Origin of the sequence: Bradyrhizobium sp. 40 (genome assembly GCF_023100925.1) — a bacterium.
In the GTDB taxonomy this organism is placed as follows: domain Bacteria; phylum Pseudomonadota; class Alphaproteobacteria; order Rhizobiales; family Xanthobacteraceae; genus Bradyrhizobium.
The window spans coordinates 5,600,412-5,613,513 of record NZ_CP064688.1 but is presented as its reverse complement, the minus strand read 5'-3'; the positions used below and the strand labels follow the sequence as shown (position 1 = coordinate 5,613,513).

The following is a 13,102-nucleotide window of genomic DNA, read 5'->3' as shown; positions in this document are numbered from 1 at the left end:
TGGTTCCATCCGGTTCCCAGTTTTTTCCGGGCGGAAGAGAAGATACGAGGCCGCTTTCGGGCCACCGTCATCTGCCTTCCGGAACGGAGCGCCGGGCGTGCCGTTAGCCCGCAGATACAGGGAGAGCGCACATGAAAGCAGGGTTTGCCGTCATCGGCACAGTGATGTTGTTGGCCGGATCGGCGTTGGCGCAGGGCGGCGCGCCCAGCGGCCGTGGTGCCGTGACCGGCGATCCAGCCGCAAGCTCCGCCACCCCACGCGCGGACACACCAACCACGGGTACGTCGACCCGGTCTAATCCCAGCGGTAGCGGCACGTCGAGTTCGGGCGGCAAGGATGACAATGGGGATGCCGGCCGAGACAAGATGCTGGAGGGCAACCGCAGCGCGCGGCCGGAGGGCCGGCAAAAGTAACGGATTGCTTGGCAGCCCTACTTGTCCGCCATGGTGCGCTCGGCGTCCTTGACCTGCGAGCGCAACATCGGGAGCTGCTCGCGCGCGAAGGCTGCAAGCGCGGCATTGTCGGGCCCCTTCAGATAGCGCTCGAGCAGGTCGATCACCGATTCATATTCGGGAATTTGCGCGGCATAGAAGCTTCTGACGAAAGTCGGTCCGTCCGAGGTTTCGGGTTCGACCAGGCTCGCGCTCGCCGGAGTCGTCTTTGGGACGCGCGGTTCGGTGCCGATCGCCTCCTGAATCTCCTTCAGGGCCTTGTCCCGCCGGGCCGCTTCTTCGGCGCGCACGGCGGCGAGGTTCTTGACCTCGGCATTACCCTTGAGGTCGGTGCTCTCCAGCAGACCCTGCTGGAAGCGGCTGAAGCTGTAGAGGTCGCTGATGGTCTCGGTTGCGGTCGGCGTGCGGCCAGCCGGCCTTCGCTCCCCGGTGCTGTCGGCAAGCGCTGCAGTGCTGATGAACGCCAAAACTACCGCGAGAAGAATCCGCATGGATATCCAATGGCGGATGGCGGGCGAAAGTTCCGCAGATGTTACGATCCGGTAAGGGCAGTTGCGACGCGACGGTTCCGTCCCCAATTCATGTTCATGAAACAGTCCGAGATCTTCAGAGATAACGCCGACAACTGCCTCCAGCTCGCTGAGCGCGCTGAAGGACAGCCGTCACACAATCGTTTTCTGCGCATGGCGAACGCGTGGACGGCACTCGCCAACGAGCAGGATTGGCTCGATGGCGAGGTGCCGCCCGTTCCAGCCCGCATCCGTCAAAAGCAGGATGCGTAACGCTCTCGTTTCGTGGATATGCGTGTGAGACTGCTCACGGACGGCAAGCAGGATCATTCGTAACAGTCGATCGCGTTGATTTCCTATTCCGGGAGGTTTTTGCAATGGCTCCACGTCTGGCTCTACTCTCGCTCATTCTCGCCTTTGGCGTGTCGGTCGCGTTCGCCACCGTGACGACGGTGCGGCAGGTGCATCATGAAAATGCATCGGCCCCGGTGCACTCAGCGCACAGTTAGCAGTCTGATCTCGCGGGTCGGAACCTTCGACGCTCAGGCGCGTAAGCGCTTCGAGACAGCAAAGAGGCGAGAGCTATCATGGCCCATTCCGACCAAGGCATCATCAGAGATCAGCGCGGTGAACAGCAGCCGCGGGACAAGCAGCGCGCGCAGACCGTACACAAGTCGGAGCCAAAGGGCTCGCCCTCTCGTGAGGCCACGCGCGATCCCAAGCTGAACGACAATAGCAAGACGCCCGGCTCCGGCATGGCGCCGGATGATTCCGGCGACGCGCCGAGCGGCTAATCCATCAGGAACGAAACCGCCCGCAAAGAGTCGAGAGATTGCTTCCGGTTGTCATGCCCCCGGTGATCCGGAAGTAATCTCCAAGGACGGCCCCGGCACCCCGTGCCGGGGCCGTTTGCTTGAGCATCAGGCTGGACTAATCCTCGGCATCGCGCTGCGAATGGGGTTGCGTATGGCCGTCCGGGCCGCGGCCGAAAACTCCGAACCTGCTCGATTTGACATTCGCCCCTGCATCGACCGCTGCGGTGGCGAGTCCGAGCTTCAGGAGCTCGCGCACGGCTGCGGCTCGCGTCGGCATGCGATGTTTGAACCGGAAGTCATCCACCGCGGCCAGTTCTTCCGGTGATAGCATGACCTGGAGCCGCTCGGCGCGAAGGTCGTTCATGATCAATCACCCAAAATGAGCAAGTTGAGTAGTTTACTCAACGAACTCATTCGGCCGCGGTTCCACAAGATGCGGCTATGGCGCCAAGTTAGCAAAAAAATGCAACAAAATCAATAAGTTATATGATGCAAAGGCCATTGGGCAGGTGTATGCTCCCGGCAAATGGGAGAGACGTCATGACGAGCGAAGTCAGATTGCCCCGCATACATATCGAAGACAGCGAGGCACCCAAGCCGGTGCGCCTCAGCCACCAGAAGGTCATCGAGCAGGTCGAGCGCTGGGCCAACAGCCCGGGCCTTCAACCGCCGAGATTGCAGCCGTCAACGCATGCCAAGGCGGGCTAGCGCTTCGCAAGGGAAGAGCCCTTGGCCGATAGCGAATGGGCTGACCGGTGCGGTTTGCGGGAGACGATGCGCAGCTTGCGCCTGAGCCACCAGGCCAACACCGAAACGACGGCCCAGGCTATCAACGCGGCAGCGAAAGCGCCCGGAACGCTCGCGGCCACGGTGCAATGAAAGACGGCGGCGAATGCGACGAGGCCGATGCTTCCCCAGGCGGCGCCAGCTGCGTCGAGCGCGGCAGCCTCTTGCCCGCGGCGCGTGCCGCTGAGGCCGGCCTTCTCCTTGGTGCGGCGCTCATGGCTTTCGACCAGCGTCGCGCTCGCGCAGAAGATGGCGGGAAGCGCAAGGAACAGTCCGCCGACGGACACGCCGAAGCGCGCTCCCAGAACCCCCGTGAGCACGGTCGCCAGGCCACCGAGCAGGAAACGAATGCCGTATTCGTACCAGCGTGTCTGCTTGAGCGCTGCGAATGACAGCTTGACCGGCATCAGGCCGCACCTCCGAAGCCGGCGAGCAGGCCGAAGGCAACCGCCAACCACACGATCACAGCGAGGACGGTCGCGGGCAGCGCGGACACACGGTATCTGATCAGCAGATGGCAGACGACGACGCTGTAGCAGCCGAGCGCGACCGCGCCATAGATCATCGTCCAGCTTTCGGCCGCAGCATATTGCAGGCCGTGCTGGACAACGGCGATGCCGAGCGTCGCCAATGCGACCGACGGTGCCGCGCCGAGCAACCCCGCAAAGCTTTTGGGTTTGAGCATATCCCCCAAGATCGCAAAAGCCGAGACGATGATGCCACCGGCGATGAAGCGCACGATATATTCGGTCACGGCTTTTCTCGCCGATTGACTTGCTTGCGGAACGATTGCGTCAGTGTCCATGGCCGCACGAGTCTCTCTACGGCGGCGCCAAGCGCGAAGCCTGCGACCACGTCGCTTGCCCAGTGCGCGAGCACCGCAATCCGTGTCAGCGACAGCGCGATCGCTGCCGTGCGCAGCAATCGGCGCGGCGTCTTTGGCAGCAAGCCCGCCGCCGAGGCAAGTGCGCCCATATGAACCGCGTGACCGGACGGGAAGGCATCGCGCGCCTGTCCTGAGATGGGTACTCCATGTCGGTGTCCGCGTATGGTCAGCCGGTCTGGCCTGGTCTGATCGAATACGGATTTCAGGACATGCGGCAGGACGGCCGTCGCCAGCGACACGGCCAGAATGTGATTTGCCACGGGCCGCTGTTGCGGCTGCCGAATGTGAGTGTACAGCCACCCTATTGCGGCCAGCGCGAGCAGCACGTGCTCGTCGGCGGCCCAGGTCAATGTCTGCGCCGTGTGCTCGACGCCTGAATTGGTGTGATCAGCGATTGTATCCGCGATCGCGGTATCGATCCGGCTGGGTTTGACCTCTACCAATGCCATCGGTCTGCAAGCGTGATGTCCTTTGTGACAGTTTTGTAAAGCCGGGAGACAAAGAAGGTTCCTGGGCTTTGCCTCGTGGCATCAACCTGCAGCGCCGGACTACGGCTGTCCCGATCCACCCGCGGACCCATACACCTGGCCGGTCGCATAGCTCGCGTCGGCTGCGGCAAGCTGCACGTAAATCGAGGCCAGTTCGGCGGGCTGGCCGGGACGGCCGAGCGGCGTCATGCCGCCGAATTTTTCGAGCTTCTCCATGGTGGCGCCGCCGGAGACCTGGAGCGGCGTCCAGATCGGTCCCGGTGCGACGCCATTGACGCGGATGCCCTTCGGACCCAACTGCTTTGCCAGCGATTTGACATAGTTCATCGTCGCTGCCTTGGTCTGCGCGTAGTCGTAGAGCTCCGGTGACGGGTCGTACGCCTGCTCCGATGTCGTGCCGATGATGCACGAACCGGGCTTCAAATGCGGCAGCGCCGCCTTGATGATCCAGAACGGCGCGTAGATATTGGTCTTCATCGTCGCATCGAAATCTTCGGAGGAGACGTCGAGGATCGATTCGCGGCTCTGCTGGCGTGCGGCGTTGCAGACGATGATATCGAGGCCGCCTAGCCCCTGCGTGGCCTGCTCGACCAGCTTCTTGCAGAAAGCCTCATCCTTGAGGTCGCCGGGGATCGCGAGCCCGATACGCCCTTCCTTCTTGATCAGCGCGATAACGTCCTGCGCATCGGGCTCTTCCGCCGGCAGATAGTTGATGGCGACGTCGGCGCCTTCGCGCGCGTAGGCTATCGCAGCGGCGCGGCCCATACCTGAATCACCACCGGTGATCAGCGCTTTACGGCCGGCGAGCCGGCCGGAGCCCTTGTAGCTGGTCTCGCCGTGATCCGGAGGCGGCTCCATCTTGCCGGCGAGGCCAGGCCAGGGCTGCGATTGTTTTTTGAACGGCGGCTTTGGAAAGCGGGTGACGGGATCGACCAGTTTCTGCTCGGCCATTTTCTGCTCGGCCATGGAGGCGTCTCCTTTCGCTGTCGAAGAGGCCAGCGAAGCAGCAGCAAGCGTTGCGCTCGCCGCTTGGACGACGTGCCGGCGGGATACTGAAGTCTTGTCTGGATGCGTCATGACGGTCTCCGCGATATCGCGATCTCAATGCGCGGAGAGAGGCATCGTTGCAAACGGGAGGACGCCGACCAGGAGGCCGGCGTCCTCGGAAGATGTTTACTTGGTCTGGCCGACGCTCGGCGCCTTGCCGAGCTCCTTGGCCATGTCGAGATGGTGCTTGAGCGCGGGCAGCGTCTTGCCGGCCCAATCCTTCAGGTCGGAATTGTCGCCGCCCTTGGCGTAACGCTCGAACAGCGAGACCGCGTCCTCGTGGGCACTGACCTGGTACGAGTTGTAATCCGAGCTGAAGTCCTTGCCATTCGCGCTCTTGAGCTTGTCGAGCTTGCTCTGATGCGAGCTGTCGAGCGCTGTCGGCAGGGTCGCCTGCACCTTGCCGCCGCTGACGAGGCCCTTCAGTTCGCTGCTGGTCTTGGTGTGGTCAGTCACCATCTGCTGCGCAAAAGTCTTCTCCTGCGCGTTGCCCTTCTGCTCGGCAAGTTTGCTCGATTCGATCTCGAACATGTCGCTGATGGCGACTTCCTTGACGAAGTCGGCGGTGGCAGGCGCGACGCCGAGCGCCGAGTTGACGCCGGTTTTCTCGCCGAGCGACTGGGCGAGTGCGGGGCCTGCGAGCAGCACGCAGGCAGCTGCGATGATGGTACGTTTCATGGTCCGATCCCTTTGAATGGGCGCGCAGCCTCTGGCCGCGCGACGTTGCGCCCACCAACACGCTGCAGGGGCCGGAGTTCCTAACGGTTAATCCGTCGGTCTCCGCCCGGTCCGTGGATTGATCGGATCGGTCGGCTTGCGCCGAAGTCGTTCGGGCAGAAACGGCTCGGTCGGGGTGGCGGTGGCCTCGGCACGTACGTCTGCATGGCTTTGTGCCCGTTCATGCGGCGTCCGGTTGTCGTTGATCTGTCGCTTCACGTCGAGGCCATCGACGGGATCGTTGACGCCGTGCTGGATATCGCGGAAATCGCTCATGCTTCACCTCATTCGCTTCCAGGCAGGATCTTTTCCAGCACTTGCCGCGCCGCGCCCTTGATCACTCCGCTCTCGTTGGGATCGCCCTTCATCAGCGCAAGAGAGAAGTTCTTGGCCTGCTGCAAGGTGATGTGCGGCGGCAGCGGCGGCACTTCGGGGTCGGTCTTCACCTCCAGCACCACCGGCATCTGGCTCGCGAGCGCTTGGTCCCAAGCCGAGCCTAGTAGCTGCGGGCTGTCGACGTAGATGCCGGAGAGGCCGATCAGCTCGGCAAACCGCGAATAGGACACGTTCGGGATGCGCTGCGATGCCTCGAATTTCGGATCGCCGTTGATGATGCGTTGCTCCCAGGTCACCTGGTTGAGGTCTTCGTTGTTGAAGACGCAGACGATGAAGCGCGGATCCGTCCAGTCGCGCCAATACTTGGCGGCGGTAATCAGCTCCGCCATGTTGTTCATCTGCATCGCGCCGTCGCCGACGAGGGCGATCACCGGCCGGTCGGAATGGGCGTATTTCGCGGCGAGCGCATAGGGCACCGCGGCACCCATCGAGGCGAGGCCGCCTGAGAGCGAGGCCGTCATGCCGCGGCGCATCTTCAGGTCGCGCGCGAACCAGTTGGCGCAGGAGCCGGAATCGCTGGTGATGACGGCACGGTCCGGCAGGCGCGGAGACAGCTCCCAGGCGACGAGCTGCGGATTGACCGGTGCTGCGGGCTGATGTGCCCGATCATCGAGCGTCTTCCACCATTTCGCGACGTCGTCCTGGATACCCTGACGCCAGTCGCCGTCGCTCTTGGGTTTTAGTCGCGGCAGAAGGGCGCGCAGCGTCTCGGCGGCATCGCCGACGAGGCCGACCTCCATGGGAAAGCGGATCGACATCATGCTGGCGTCGATGTCGATCTGCACGCCGCGCGCCGCGTCTTCCTTTGGCAGGAATTCGGCATAGGGAAAGGCGGAGCCGACCATCAGCAGCGTGTCGCATTCCAGCATCATGTTGTAGCTGGGCTCGGTGCCGAGCAGGCCGATCGAGCCGGTGACCCACGGCAGATCGTCGGGGAGCGCTGCCTTGCCGAGCAGCGCCTTGGCGCAGCCGGCGGACAAGCGGTCGGCGACCGCGATTACCTCCTCGGTGGCGTGGAGCGCGCCGGCGCCGATGAGCATCGCGACCTTCTTGCCGGCGTTGAGCACCTCGGCGGCGCGGTCGAGGTCAGCGTCACGAGGCTTGATGCTTGGCGCGCTATAGCCGATGCCGGAGTGCAGGGTGCCGTGAGCGCGCGGCGGATCCTCGTAGGGCTCCTCCTGGATATCGTTGGGCAGGATGATCACCGTTGGCGTCCGCCGAGCCAACGCGATCCGGATCGACCGATCGATCAGATGCCGGATCTGCGCCGGCGAGGATGCTTGCATGACGTAGGCGCCAGCCACGTCCTTGAACATCGAGACGAGGTCGAGTTCCTGCTGATAGTGCCCGCCGAGCGCATTGCGTGCCTGCTGACCGACGATCGCGAGCACCGGTTGGTGATCCAGCAGGGCATCATAGAGCCCGGTGATCAGATGCGAGGCGCCCGGGCCCGAAGTTGCGATACAGACCCCGAGTTGGCCCGAGAACTTCGCATAGGCCGTCGCCATGAAGGCGGCCATTTCCTCGTGCCGCGCCTGGACAAAGCCGATCTTGCCCTCAGCGCGCTGAAGGGCGCCGAATACGCCGTTGATGCCGTCGCCGGGATAGCCAAAGAGGTGGCGCACGCCCCATTGATGCAGACGTTGAACGATGAAGTCGGAGACGGTCTGGGACATCGAGGGCGGCCCTTCGTTTTCCGGTATTTGGTTTCCGGGATTTTAAGCTGAGAGAACCGCCCGTTTCCGGCGATGTTCCTCAAGTCTGACGGAACATGCCGGAACGATCGCGCACCTCATCGGGTTGTCTCCACACTGGTTGAGTGGAGAATTGAGATGTTGAATCGGGGTGAACTGGACCGAGACGAAATGGGTCGGTTGATCGGTAGCGACAAGGTCGAGGGAACATCGGTCTACGGCGCCGATCGCAACAAAATCGGCTCGATCGAACGCGTGATGATCGACAAGGTCAGCGGCAAGGTGTCCTACGCCGTACTCGGCTTCGGCGGATTTCTGGGCCTCGGCAACGACCATTATCCGCTGCCGTGGCAGTCGCTGAAATACGACACGGAGCTCGGCGGTTACGTCACGGGCATCACCACCAAGGAACTGGAAGGCGCGCCGAAATACGGCGAACGGAGTGATTGGAACTGGGGTGATGACGCCGCGGTTCGCGGCATCAACTCGTATTACGGCGTCCCCTTCGCGTAAGCGTTTCCGCCGAAAGGAAGCTCGATGAGCAAGGAACGGCCTAACGACGATCCTCGGCAGCAGAGCGACTGGGGTTCGCACAAGCAGACGGACAAGCCTTGGAAGGGCACTCCGGAAAAGGAGCAGGGATCGGACGAGGTGAAGCCCGATCTCGAGAAGTGGCACGCGACGAAGACGTACTGACTCCCGGTGCATTTCCCGTGAGAGGCGTGCGCGGCACCCAGTGTGCCGCGCTCGCTTGTTGAGCAGGCGTTCACGAACGCGATGGTGCTCGCAACACAAGCGGAACCATGATCAGGAGTTGCAGTTGGGCTCGCGGCGCGTGTGCCGGCTTTGGCGGCTCTGCCGCCAGTTTGATCCCCGAGAAAGGTGTTCACCGTGGATGCTCAAACACGGGAGCGTGGACCGTCCGCGGAGCAGCCGCAGAGGGCGAAGCAAGCTCCGAAGACATCTCCTGATCAGGCCCCCGACGCCCAGGACGCGAAGCCGGCGCAGGCGCCGTCGCTGCGAGACCGGATTCGCGAGCATTGGTTGGTGGCAAGCGTTGGCGCGATCGTCTTGTTCGCGGCGCTGATCGGCGGATTGCTCTATTGGCTTCAGATACGCCACTATGAATCCACCGACGATGCCTTCGTCGCCGCGCGCAGCTTTTCCGTTGCCTCCAAGGTCGGCGGCTACGTGACCGACATCCCGGTCACGGACAACCAGCACGTCAAAGCCGGGGACCTTCTCGCCAAGATCGACGAGCGCGATTATCGCATCGCCATCGATCAAGCCAATGCGCAGGTCGCGGTCGCCAGGGCGAACATCGCCAATGTCGAGGCGCAGATTGTTTCGCAGCAGGAGCAGATCAAGCAGGCGGAGGCGCAGCTCGAACAGGCCCAGGCCCAGCTTCAGTTCTCGCAGGAAGAATTCGCGCGCGCCCAGGATTTGGTCGAGAAGGGCGCCGGCACAGTGCAGCGCCAGCAGCAGACCCGCTCCGATCTTCAGGCGCAGCAGGCCAACACTGAACGCGCGAAGACTGCGGTAACGGCCGCGCAAGTCGGCATCAAGACGCTGCAGGCGCAGCTTGAGGGCGCCCGGGCGCAGCTCGAGCAGTCGCAGGCGCAGCTCGATCAGGCCAAGCTGAACCTGCAATACACCAGTGTCGTTGCGGCGCAGTCCGGCCGCGTCGTCAAACTCAGCGGCGCGAAGGGCACCTTCGTCAATGCGGGCCAGAGCCTGATGATGTTCGTGCCCGACGAGGTCTGGATCGTCGCAAACTACAAGGAGACGCAGCTCAACGACATGCGGCCGGGCCAGTCGGTCGAGATCCGCATCGACGCCTATCCCGGGCGCAAGCTCACCGGCCATGTGGAGTCCGTGCAGCCGGGCTCCGGCACCGCGTTCAGCCTGCTGCCGGCGGAGAACGCCACCGGCAATTACGTCAAGGTGGTACAGCGCGTGCCGGTGAAGATCGTGGTCGACAGCTGGCCGGCCGATTTGCCCGTTGGTCCCGGCATGTCGGTCGTACCCTGGACCAGGGTGCGATGACCGACACGGCGCAGGGCGGCGCGTCCGCGGGCGGCTGGTCGCCCGAGCGCTCGGCGGCGGGCGGTCATAATCCCTACCTCATCGCATTCGTCGTCTCGATCGCGACCTTCATGGAGGTGCTCGACACCACCATCGCCAACGTCGCCTTGCGCCACATCGCCGGTGGGCTCGCCGTCGGCATCGACGAGAGCACCTACGTCATCACCAGCTATCTCGTCGCCAACGCCATCGTGCTGTCGATCTCGGGCTGGCTGTCGACCGTGATCGGTCGCAAGCGCTTCTACATGATCTGCGTTGCGATCTTCACGGTCTCCTCGCTTTTGTGCGGCTTCGCCTGGAATTTGCAGGCGCTGGTGCTGTTCCGCATCCTTCAGGGCCTTGGCGGCGGCGGCATGGCGACCAGCGAGCAGGCGATCCTCGCCGACTCCTTCCCGCCGCACAAGCGCGGCCAGGCCTTCGCAATCTATGGCGTCGCGGTCGTGGTCGCGCCCGTGGTCGGTCCGACGCTCGGTGGCTGGATCACCGACACCTACACCTGGCACTGGGTGTTCCTGATCAACGTTCCCATGGGATTGCTGTCGCTGTTCCTGGTCGGCACGCTGGTCAAGGAGCCGTCGGGCGCGGAGGAGGAGAGGGAGAAGCTGCTGAGCAAGGGCCTGCGCATCGACTATGTCGGCTTCCTGCTGGTCGCGATCGGGCTCGGCTCGCTCGAATACGTGCTCGACGAAGGCCAGCGCAGCGACTGGTTCGGCTCGAACATGATCGTGTTCTTCGCGGTGCTTTCGGCCGTCTCCCTGCTTGCGCTGATCCCGTGGGAGCTGACGCGCGAGGATCCCATCGTCGATCTCCGCCTGCTCGGCCGCCGCCAGTTCGCCGCCTGCTTTCTGGTCATGCTTGCGACCGGCGCGGTGCTGATCTCGACGACGCAGCTTTTGCCGCAGCTGCTCCAGAGCGATTTGAACTACACCGCGATGCTGGCGGGTCTCGCGCTGTCACCGGGCGGAATCGCGACCCTGGTGCTGATGCCGGTGGTGGGGCGTCTCGTCAGCAGCGTGCAGCCGAAATACCTCATCATGTTCGGTGCCGCCATCGTCGCGTTCTCGATGTGGCATCTCACGGGTCTCACCGGCGACATCACCTATGGCTACGCCGCGATGTCGCGCATCTTTCTCGCCCTCGGTCTGCCTTTCCTGTTCCTGCCGGTCACGACCGCGTCCTATGACGGCGTGCCGCCCGACAAGACCAACCAGGCCTCGGCGCTGATCAACGTCGCACGCAATATCGGCGGCTCCATGGGCGTCGCGCTGGCGCAGACAATTCTGGCGCAGCGCCAGCAATTCCACCAGAGCCGCCTGATCGAGCACGCCGCGCCGTCGGATCTCGGCTATCAGCAGACCATCGAGACGATGACCCGCTTCTTTCAGGCTCAGGGCTCGAATGCCAGCGATGCGGCCGCGCAGGCGGTCGCCTGGGTCGGCCGCACTTTGCAGCACCAAGTCGATTTGCTCGCTTATATCGACGTGTTCTGGACGCTGGCGATCATCGCGGTGCTGATGATCCCGACCGCCGCGGTGCTGCGCCCGATCAAGCTGGGCGCTCCCGCGCGGGGGCATTGAGCCAACGGCCGTTCGGAGAGAAATGGTGACCGCGGCGCAAAAGTCCGGCTAGACTGCTCCGAGCGTCAAGCAAAAGCCCGGGAGGTAATTTAAGTGAAGACCGCGATCACCGAACTGTTCGGCATCGAGCACCCCATCATCCAGGGCGGCATGCATTTCGTCGGCTTTGCCGAGCTGGCGGCTGCCGTCTCCAATGCCGGCGGGCTCGGCATCATCACCGGTCTCACACAGAAGACGCCGGAGCTGCTGGCAAAAGAGATCGCACGCTGTCGCGATATGACCGACAAGCCGTTCGGCGTGAACCTCACCTTCCTGCCGACCTTCGCCGCGCCGCCTTATCCGGAATACATCGCGGCGATCGTCGAAGGCGGCATCAAGTCCGTGGAGACCGCCGGCCGCAGCCCGGAAGCCTACATGCCCGCGCTGAAGGCCGCCGGGATCAAGGTCATCCACAAATGCACCTCGGTGCGCCACTCCTTGAAAGCCGAGCGCATCGGATGCGACGCCGTCAGCGTTGACGGGTTTGAGTGCGGCGGCCATCCCGGCGAGGACGACATTCCCAACATGATTTTGCTGCCGCGCGCAGCGGAGGAATTGAAGATTCCGTTCGTCGCATCCGGCGGCATGGCCGACGGCCGCAGCCTCGTCGCGGCGCTGTCGCTGGGGGCGGCCGGCATGAACATGGGCACGCGCTTCATCGCCACCAAGGAAGCGCCGGTGCACCAGAACGTCAAGAATGCGCTGGTCGCGGCGACCGAGCTCGACACCCGCCTGATCATGCGCAGCCTGCGCAACACCGAGCGCGTGCTGAAGAACGCCAATGTCGACCGCCTGCTCGAGATCGAACGCGAGAAGGGCGACAAGCTGAAGATCGACGACATCCACGACCAGGTCGCGGGCGTCTATCCCAGGATCATGCTGGACGGGCAGATGGACGCGGGCGCGTGGAGCTGCGGCATGGTCGCAGGCCTTATCCACGACATCCCCACCTGCAAGGAACTCCTCGACAGGATCATGGCTGAGGCGGAAACCATCATCCGCACCCGTCTGATGGGGTTTCTTGAAGAGACGGGTGCACCGCGAAAGGTCGCCCGACACCGCCAAACTTCTTAACCACGGCGGCAGTTGACCGCTGGAATTGCGCGCGACGCTTCCTAAATAGAGGTAAATTACCTCTTAACAATCAATTTCAGGAGGCGTCCGTGATTCCAAAGAGCGCTCCTTTTGCAATGGCCGTTGCCCTCGTGCTCGCATGGGGCGGCGTCGCGCGCGCTGACGACTACAAACCCAGTGAATATCTCGGCCTCGATCTTTCGAAGGCGGTGTTGTCGCCGAAGCGGCTCGGGCCCGAAACCCAGTTCGCGCCGGTCGCGCTGGAGGCGCGCGGCGGCAACGAGGCGCAGGCGCGCGCCGAGCCGGTCGACGTGCCGAAGAAGGTGGCCGCCGAACGCGTGCGCGTGTCGGAGCCGAAGGTCGTCGTGCACGCCAAGCCCGCGCAGCCACGCGGCGCGGCGCGCACCAAGCTCGCGCATCGCCACGGCAATCCCCTCGACGCGCAGGCGATGGACACCCGTATCCAGACCTGGCCGTGCCGCAGCGGCGGCATCTGCAACTGGAAGCATTAGGTTCAGCTCCGAGCCGTCATCCGCA

General features: G+C 63.7%; 19 protein-coding genes. 10 read left to right on the top strand and 9 right to left on the bottom strand.

Going from position 1 to position 13,102, the window contains the following annotated elements:
- Positions 1-131 precede the first annotated feature (131 nt).
- Entirely contained in the window at positions 132-413 is a 282-nt protein-coding gene (locus IVB40_RS27010) for a hypothetical protein (RefSeq protein ID WP_247816820.1), read from the top strand.
- A gap of 17 nt (positions 414-430) precedes the next feature.
- Here IVB40_RS27010 and IVB40_RS27005 read toward each other — a convergent pair whose 3' ends face one another.
- Entirely contained in the window at positions 431-943 is a 513-nt protein-coding gene (locus IVB40_RS27005; RefSeq protein WP_247816819.1) for a DUF4142 domain-containing protein, read from the bottom strand.
- Positions 944-1,039: 96 nt separating this feature from the next.
- Here IVB40_RS27005 and IVB40_RS27000 point away from each other — a divergent pair, with 96 nt between their 5' ends.
- On the top strand, positions 1,040-1,234 hold the full coding sequence (locus IVB40_RS27000; protein WP_027516515.1) for a hypothetical protein: 195 nt from the start codon (positions 1,040-1,042) through the stop codon (positions 1,232-1,234).
- Positions 1,235-1,548: 314 nt separating this feature from the next.
- Positions 1,549-1,755 carry a hypothetical protein gene (locus tag IVB40_RS26995; protein ID WP_007594775.1) on the top strand — a complete coding sequence of 69 codons (207 nt, stop codon included), beginning with the start codon at positions 1,549-1,551 and terminating at the stop codon, positions 1,753-1,755.
- A 136-nt stretch (positions 1,756-1,891) separates the two neighbouring features.
- Here the strand turns inward: IVB40_RS26995 and IVB40_RS26990 are convergent, their stop codons facing one another.
- The gene (locus IVB40_RS26990) at positions 1,892-2,140 is read right to left on the bottom strand and encodes a hypothetical protein (protein WP_247356933.1); all 249 of its coding nucleotides are present in this window, start codon (positions 2,138-2,140) and stop codon (positions 1,892-1,894) included.
- 176 nt (positions 2,141-2,316) lie between these two features.
- Here IVB40_RS26990 and IVB40_RS26985 point away from each other — a divergent pair, with 176 nt between their 5' ends.
- On the top strand, positions 2,317-2,484 hold the full coding sequence (locus IVB40_RS26985) for a hypothetical protein (RefSeq protein WP_247291039.1): 168 nt from the start codon (positions 2,317-2,319) through the stop codon (positions 2,482-2,484).
- Here IVB40_RS26985 and IVB40_RS26980 read toward each other — a convergent pair.
- The 7 genes from IVB40_RS26980 to IVB40_RS26950 all read right to left on the bottom strand — a co-directional run bounded on the left by IVB40_RS26980 (position 2,481) and on the right by IVB40_RS26950 (position 7,772).
- Positions 2,481-2,969 (bottom strand): DUF3147 family protein, encoded by a 489-nt coding sequence (locus tag IVB40_RS26980; protein ID WP_247816818.1) that lies wholly within the window; start codon positions 2,967-2,969, stop codon positions 2,481-2,483. The two genes, IVB40_RS26985 and IVB40_RS26980, sit on opposite strands and share 4 nt — an antisense overlap.
- A complete protein-coding gene (locus IVB40_RS26975; protein WP_247356930.1) occupies positions 2,969-3,316 on the bottom strand; it encodes a DUF3147 family protein in 348 nt (115 codons plus the stop codon). Before IVB40_RS26975 ends, IVB40_RS26980 begins: the two co-directional genes overlap by 1 nt.
- Positions 3,313-3,897, bottom strand: coding sequence for a phosphatase PAP2 family protein (locus tag IVB40_RS26970; RefSeq protein WP_247291037.1), 585 nt, complete (start codon positions 3,895-3,897; stop codon positions 3,313-3,315). The genes IVB40_RS26975 and IVB40_RS26970 overlap by 4 nt, the downstream gene beginning before the upstream one ends.
- A gap of 99 nt (positions 3,898-3,996) precedes the next feature.
- A complete protein-coding gene (locus IVB40_RS26965; RefSeq protein ID WP_247291424.1) occupies positions 3,997-4,887 on the bottom strand; it encodes an SDR family oxidoreductase in 891 nt (296 codons plus the stop codon).
- A gap of 222 nt (positions 4,888-5,109) precedes the next feature.
- Complete coding sequence (locus IVB40_RS26960; RefSeq protein ID WP_027516522.1) at positions 5,110-5,661, bottom strand: DUF4142 domain-containing protein; 552 nt, start codon at positions 5,659-5,661, stop codon at positions 5,110-5,112.
- A gap of 87 nt (positions 5,662-5,748) precedes the next feature.
- Positions 5,749-5,976 carry a hypothetical protein gene (locus IVB40_RS26955; protein ID WP_247816817.1) on the bottom strand — a complete coding sequence of 76 codons (228 nt, stop codon included), beginning with the start codon at positions 5,974-5,976 and terminating at the stop codon, positions 5,749-5,751.
- Positions 5,977-5,984: 8 nt separating this feature from the next.
- A complete protein-coding gene (locus tag IVB40_RS26950) occupies positions 5,985-7,772 on the bottom strand; it encodes a thiamine pyrophosphate-requiring protein (RefSeq protein WP_247816816.1) in 1,788 nt (595 codons plus the stop codon).
- A gap of 156 nt (positions 7,773-7,928) precedes the next feature.
- Here IVB40_RS26950 and IVB40_RS26945 point away from each other — a divergent pair, with 156 nt between their 5' ends.
- From IVB40_RS26945 to IVB40_RS26920, 6 genes are all read left to right on the top strand, one after another.
- A complete protein-coding gene (locus tag IVB40_RS26945; RefSeq protein WP_247816815.1) occupies positions 7,929-8,303 on the top strand; it encodes a PRC-barrel domain-containing protein in 375 nt (124 codons plus the stop codon).
- A gap of 24 nt (positions 8,304-8,327) precedes the next feature.
- Positions 8,328-8,486: a hypothetical protein gene (locus tag IVB40_RS26940; RefSeq protein WP_247816814.1), complete on the top strand. Its 159-nt coding sequence runs from the start codon at positions 8,328-8,330 to the stop codon at positions 8,484-8,486.
- A gap of 195 nt (positions 8,487-8,681) precedes the next feature.
- Positions 8,682-9,836, top strand: coding sequence for an HlyD family secretion protein (locus IVB40_RS26935; protein ID WP_247816813.1), 1,155 nt, complete (start codon positions 8,682-8,684; stop codon positions 9,834-9,836).
- Positions 9,833-11,452 carry a DHA2 family efflux MFS transporter permease subunit gene (locus tag IVB40_RS26930; RefSeq protein WP_247816812.1) on the top strand — a complete coding sequence of 540 codons (1,620 nt, stop codon included), beginning with the start codon at positions 9,833-9,835 and terminating at the stop codon, positions 11,450-11,452. The genes IVB40_RS26935 and IVB40_RS26930 overlap by 4 nt, the downstream gene beginning before the upstream one ends.
- 93 nt (positions 11,453-11,545) lie before the next feature.
- The gene (locus IVB40_RS26925; protein WP_247816811.1) at positions 11,546-12,565 is read left to right on the top strand and encodes a nitronate monooxygenase family protein; all 1,020 of its coding nucleotides are present in this window, start codon (positions 11,546-11,548) and stop codon (positions 12,563-12,565) included.
- An 89-nt stretch (positions 12,566-12,654) separates the two neighbouring features.
- On the top strand, positions 12,655-13,077 hold the full coding sequence (locus tag IVB40_RS26920) for a hypothetical protein (protein ID WP_247816810.1): 423 nt from the start codon (positions 12,655-12,657) through the stop codon (positions 13,075-13,077).
- Positions 13,078-13,102: the final 25 nt, after the last annotated feature.

What these genes read in the sequence shown, in the direction of transcription:
- IVB40_RS27010 (WP_247816820.1), top strand. Translation starts at nt 132, where the DNA reads ATGAAAGCAGGGTTTGCCGTCATCGGCACAGTGATGTTGTTGGCCGGA.
- IVB40_RS27005 (WP_247816819.1), bottom strand. Translation starts at nt 943, where the DNA reads ATGCGGATTCTTCTCGCGGTAGTTTTGGCGTTCATCAGCACTGCAGCG.
- IVB40_RS27000 (WP_027516515.1), top strand. Translation starts at nt 1,040, where the DNA reads ATGAAACAGTCCGAGATCTTCAGAGATAACGCCGACAACTGCCTCCAG.
- IVB40_RS26995 (WP_007594775.1), top strand. Translation starts at nt 1,549, where the DNA reads ATGGCCCATTCCGACCAAGGCATCATCAGAGATCAGCGCGGTGAACAG.
- IVB40_RS26990 (WP_247356933.1), bottom strand. Translation starts at nt 2,140, where the DNA reads ATGAACGACCTTCGCGCCGAGCGGCTCCAGGTCATGCTATCACCGGAA.
- IVB40_RS26985 (WP_247291039.1), top strand. Translation starts at nt 2,317, where the DNA reads ATGACGAGCGAAGTCAGATTGCCCCGCATACATATCGAAGACAGCGAG.
- IVB40_RS26980 (WP_247816818.1), bottom strand. Translation starts at nt 2,969, where the DNA reads ATGCCGGTCAAGCTGTCATTCGCAGCGCTCAAGCAGACACGCTGGTAC.
- IVB40_RS26970 (WP_247291037.1), bottom strand. Translation starts at nt 3,897, where the DNA reads ATGGCATTGGTAGAGGTCAAACCCAGCCGGATCGATACCGCGATCGCG.
- IVB40_RS26965 (WP_247291424.1), bottom strand. Translation starts at nt 4,887, where the DNA reads ATGGCCGAGCAGAAACTGGTCGATCCCGTCACCCGCTTTCCAAAGCCG.
- IVB40_RS26960 (WP_027516522.1), bottom strand. Translation starts at nt 5,661, where the DNA reads ATGAAACGTACCATCATCGCAGCTGCCTGCGTGCTGCTCGCAGGCCCC.
- IVB40_RS26955 (WP_247816817.1), bottom strand. Translation starts at nt 5,976, where the DNA reads ATGAGCGATTTCCGCGATATCCAGCACGGCGTCAACGATCCCGTCGAT.
- IVB40_RS26950 (WP_247816816.1), bottom strand. Translation starts at nt 7,772, where the DNA reads ATGTCCCAGACCGTCTCCGACTTCATCGTTCAACGTCTGCATCAATGG.
- IVB40_RS26945 (WP_247816815.1), top strand. Translation starts at nt 7,929, where the DNA reads ATGTTGAATCGGGGTGAACTGGACCGAGACGAAATGGGTCGGTTGATC.
- IVB40_RS26940 (WP_247816814.1), top strand. Translation starts at nt 8,328, where the DNA reads ATGAGCAAGGAACGGCCTAACGACGATCCTCGGCAGCAGAGCGACTGG.
- IVB40_RS26930 (WP_247816812.1), top strand. Translation starts at nt 9,833, where the DNA reads ATGACCGACACGGCGCAGGGCGGCGCGTCCGCGGGCGGCTGGTCGCCC.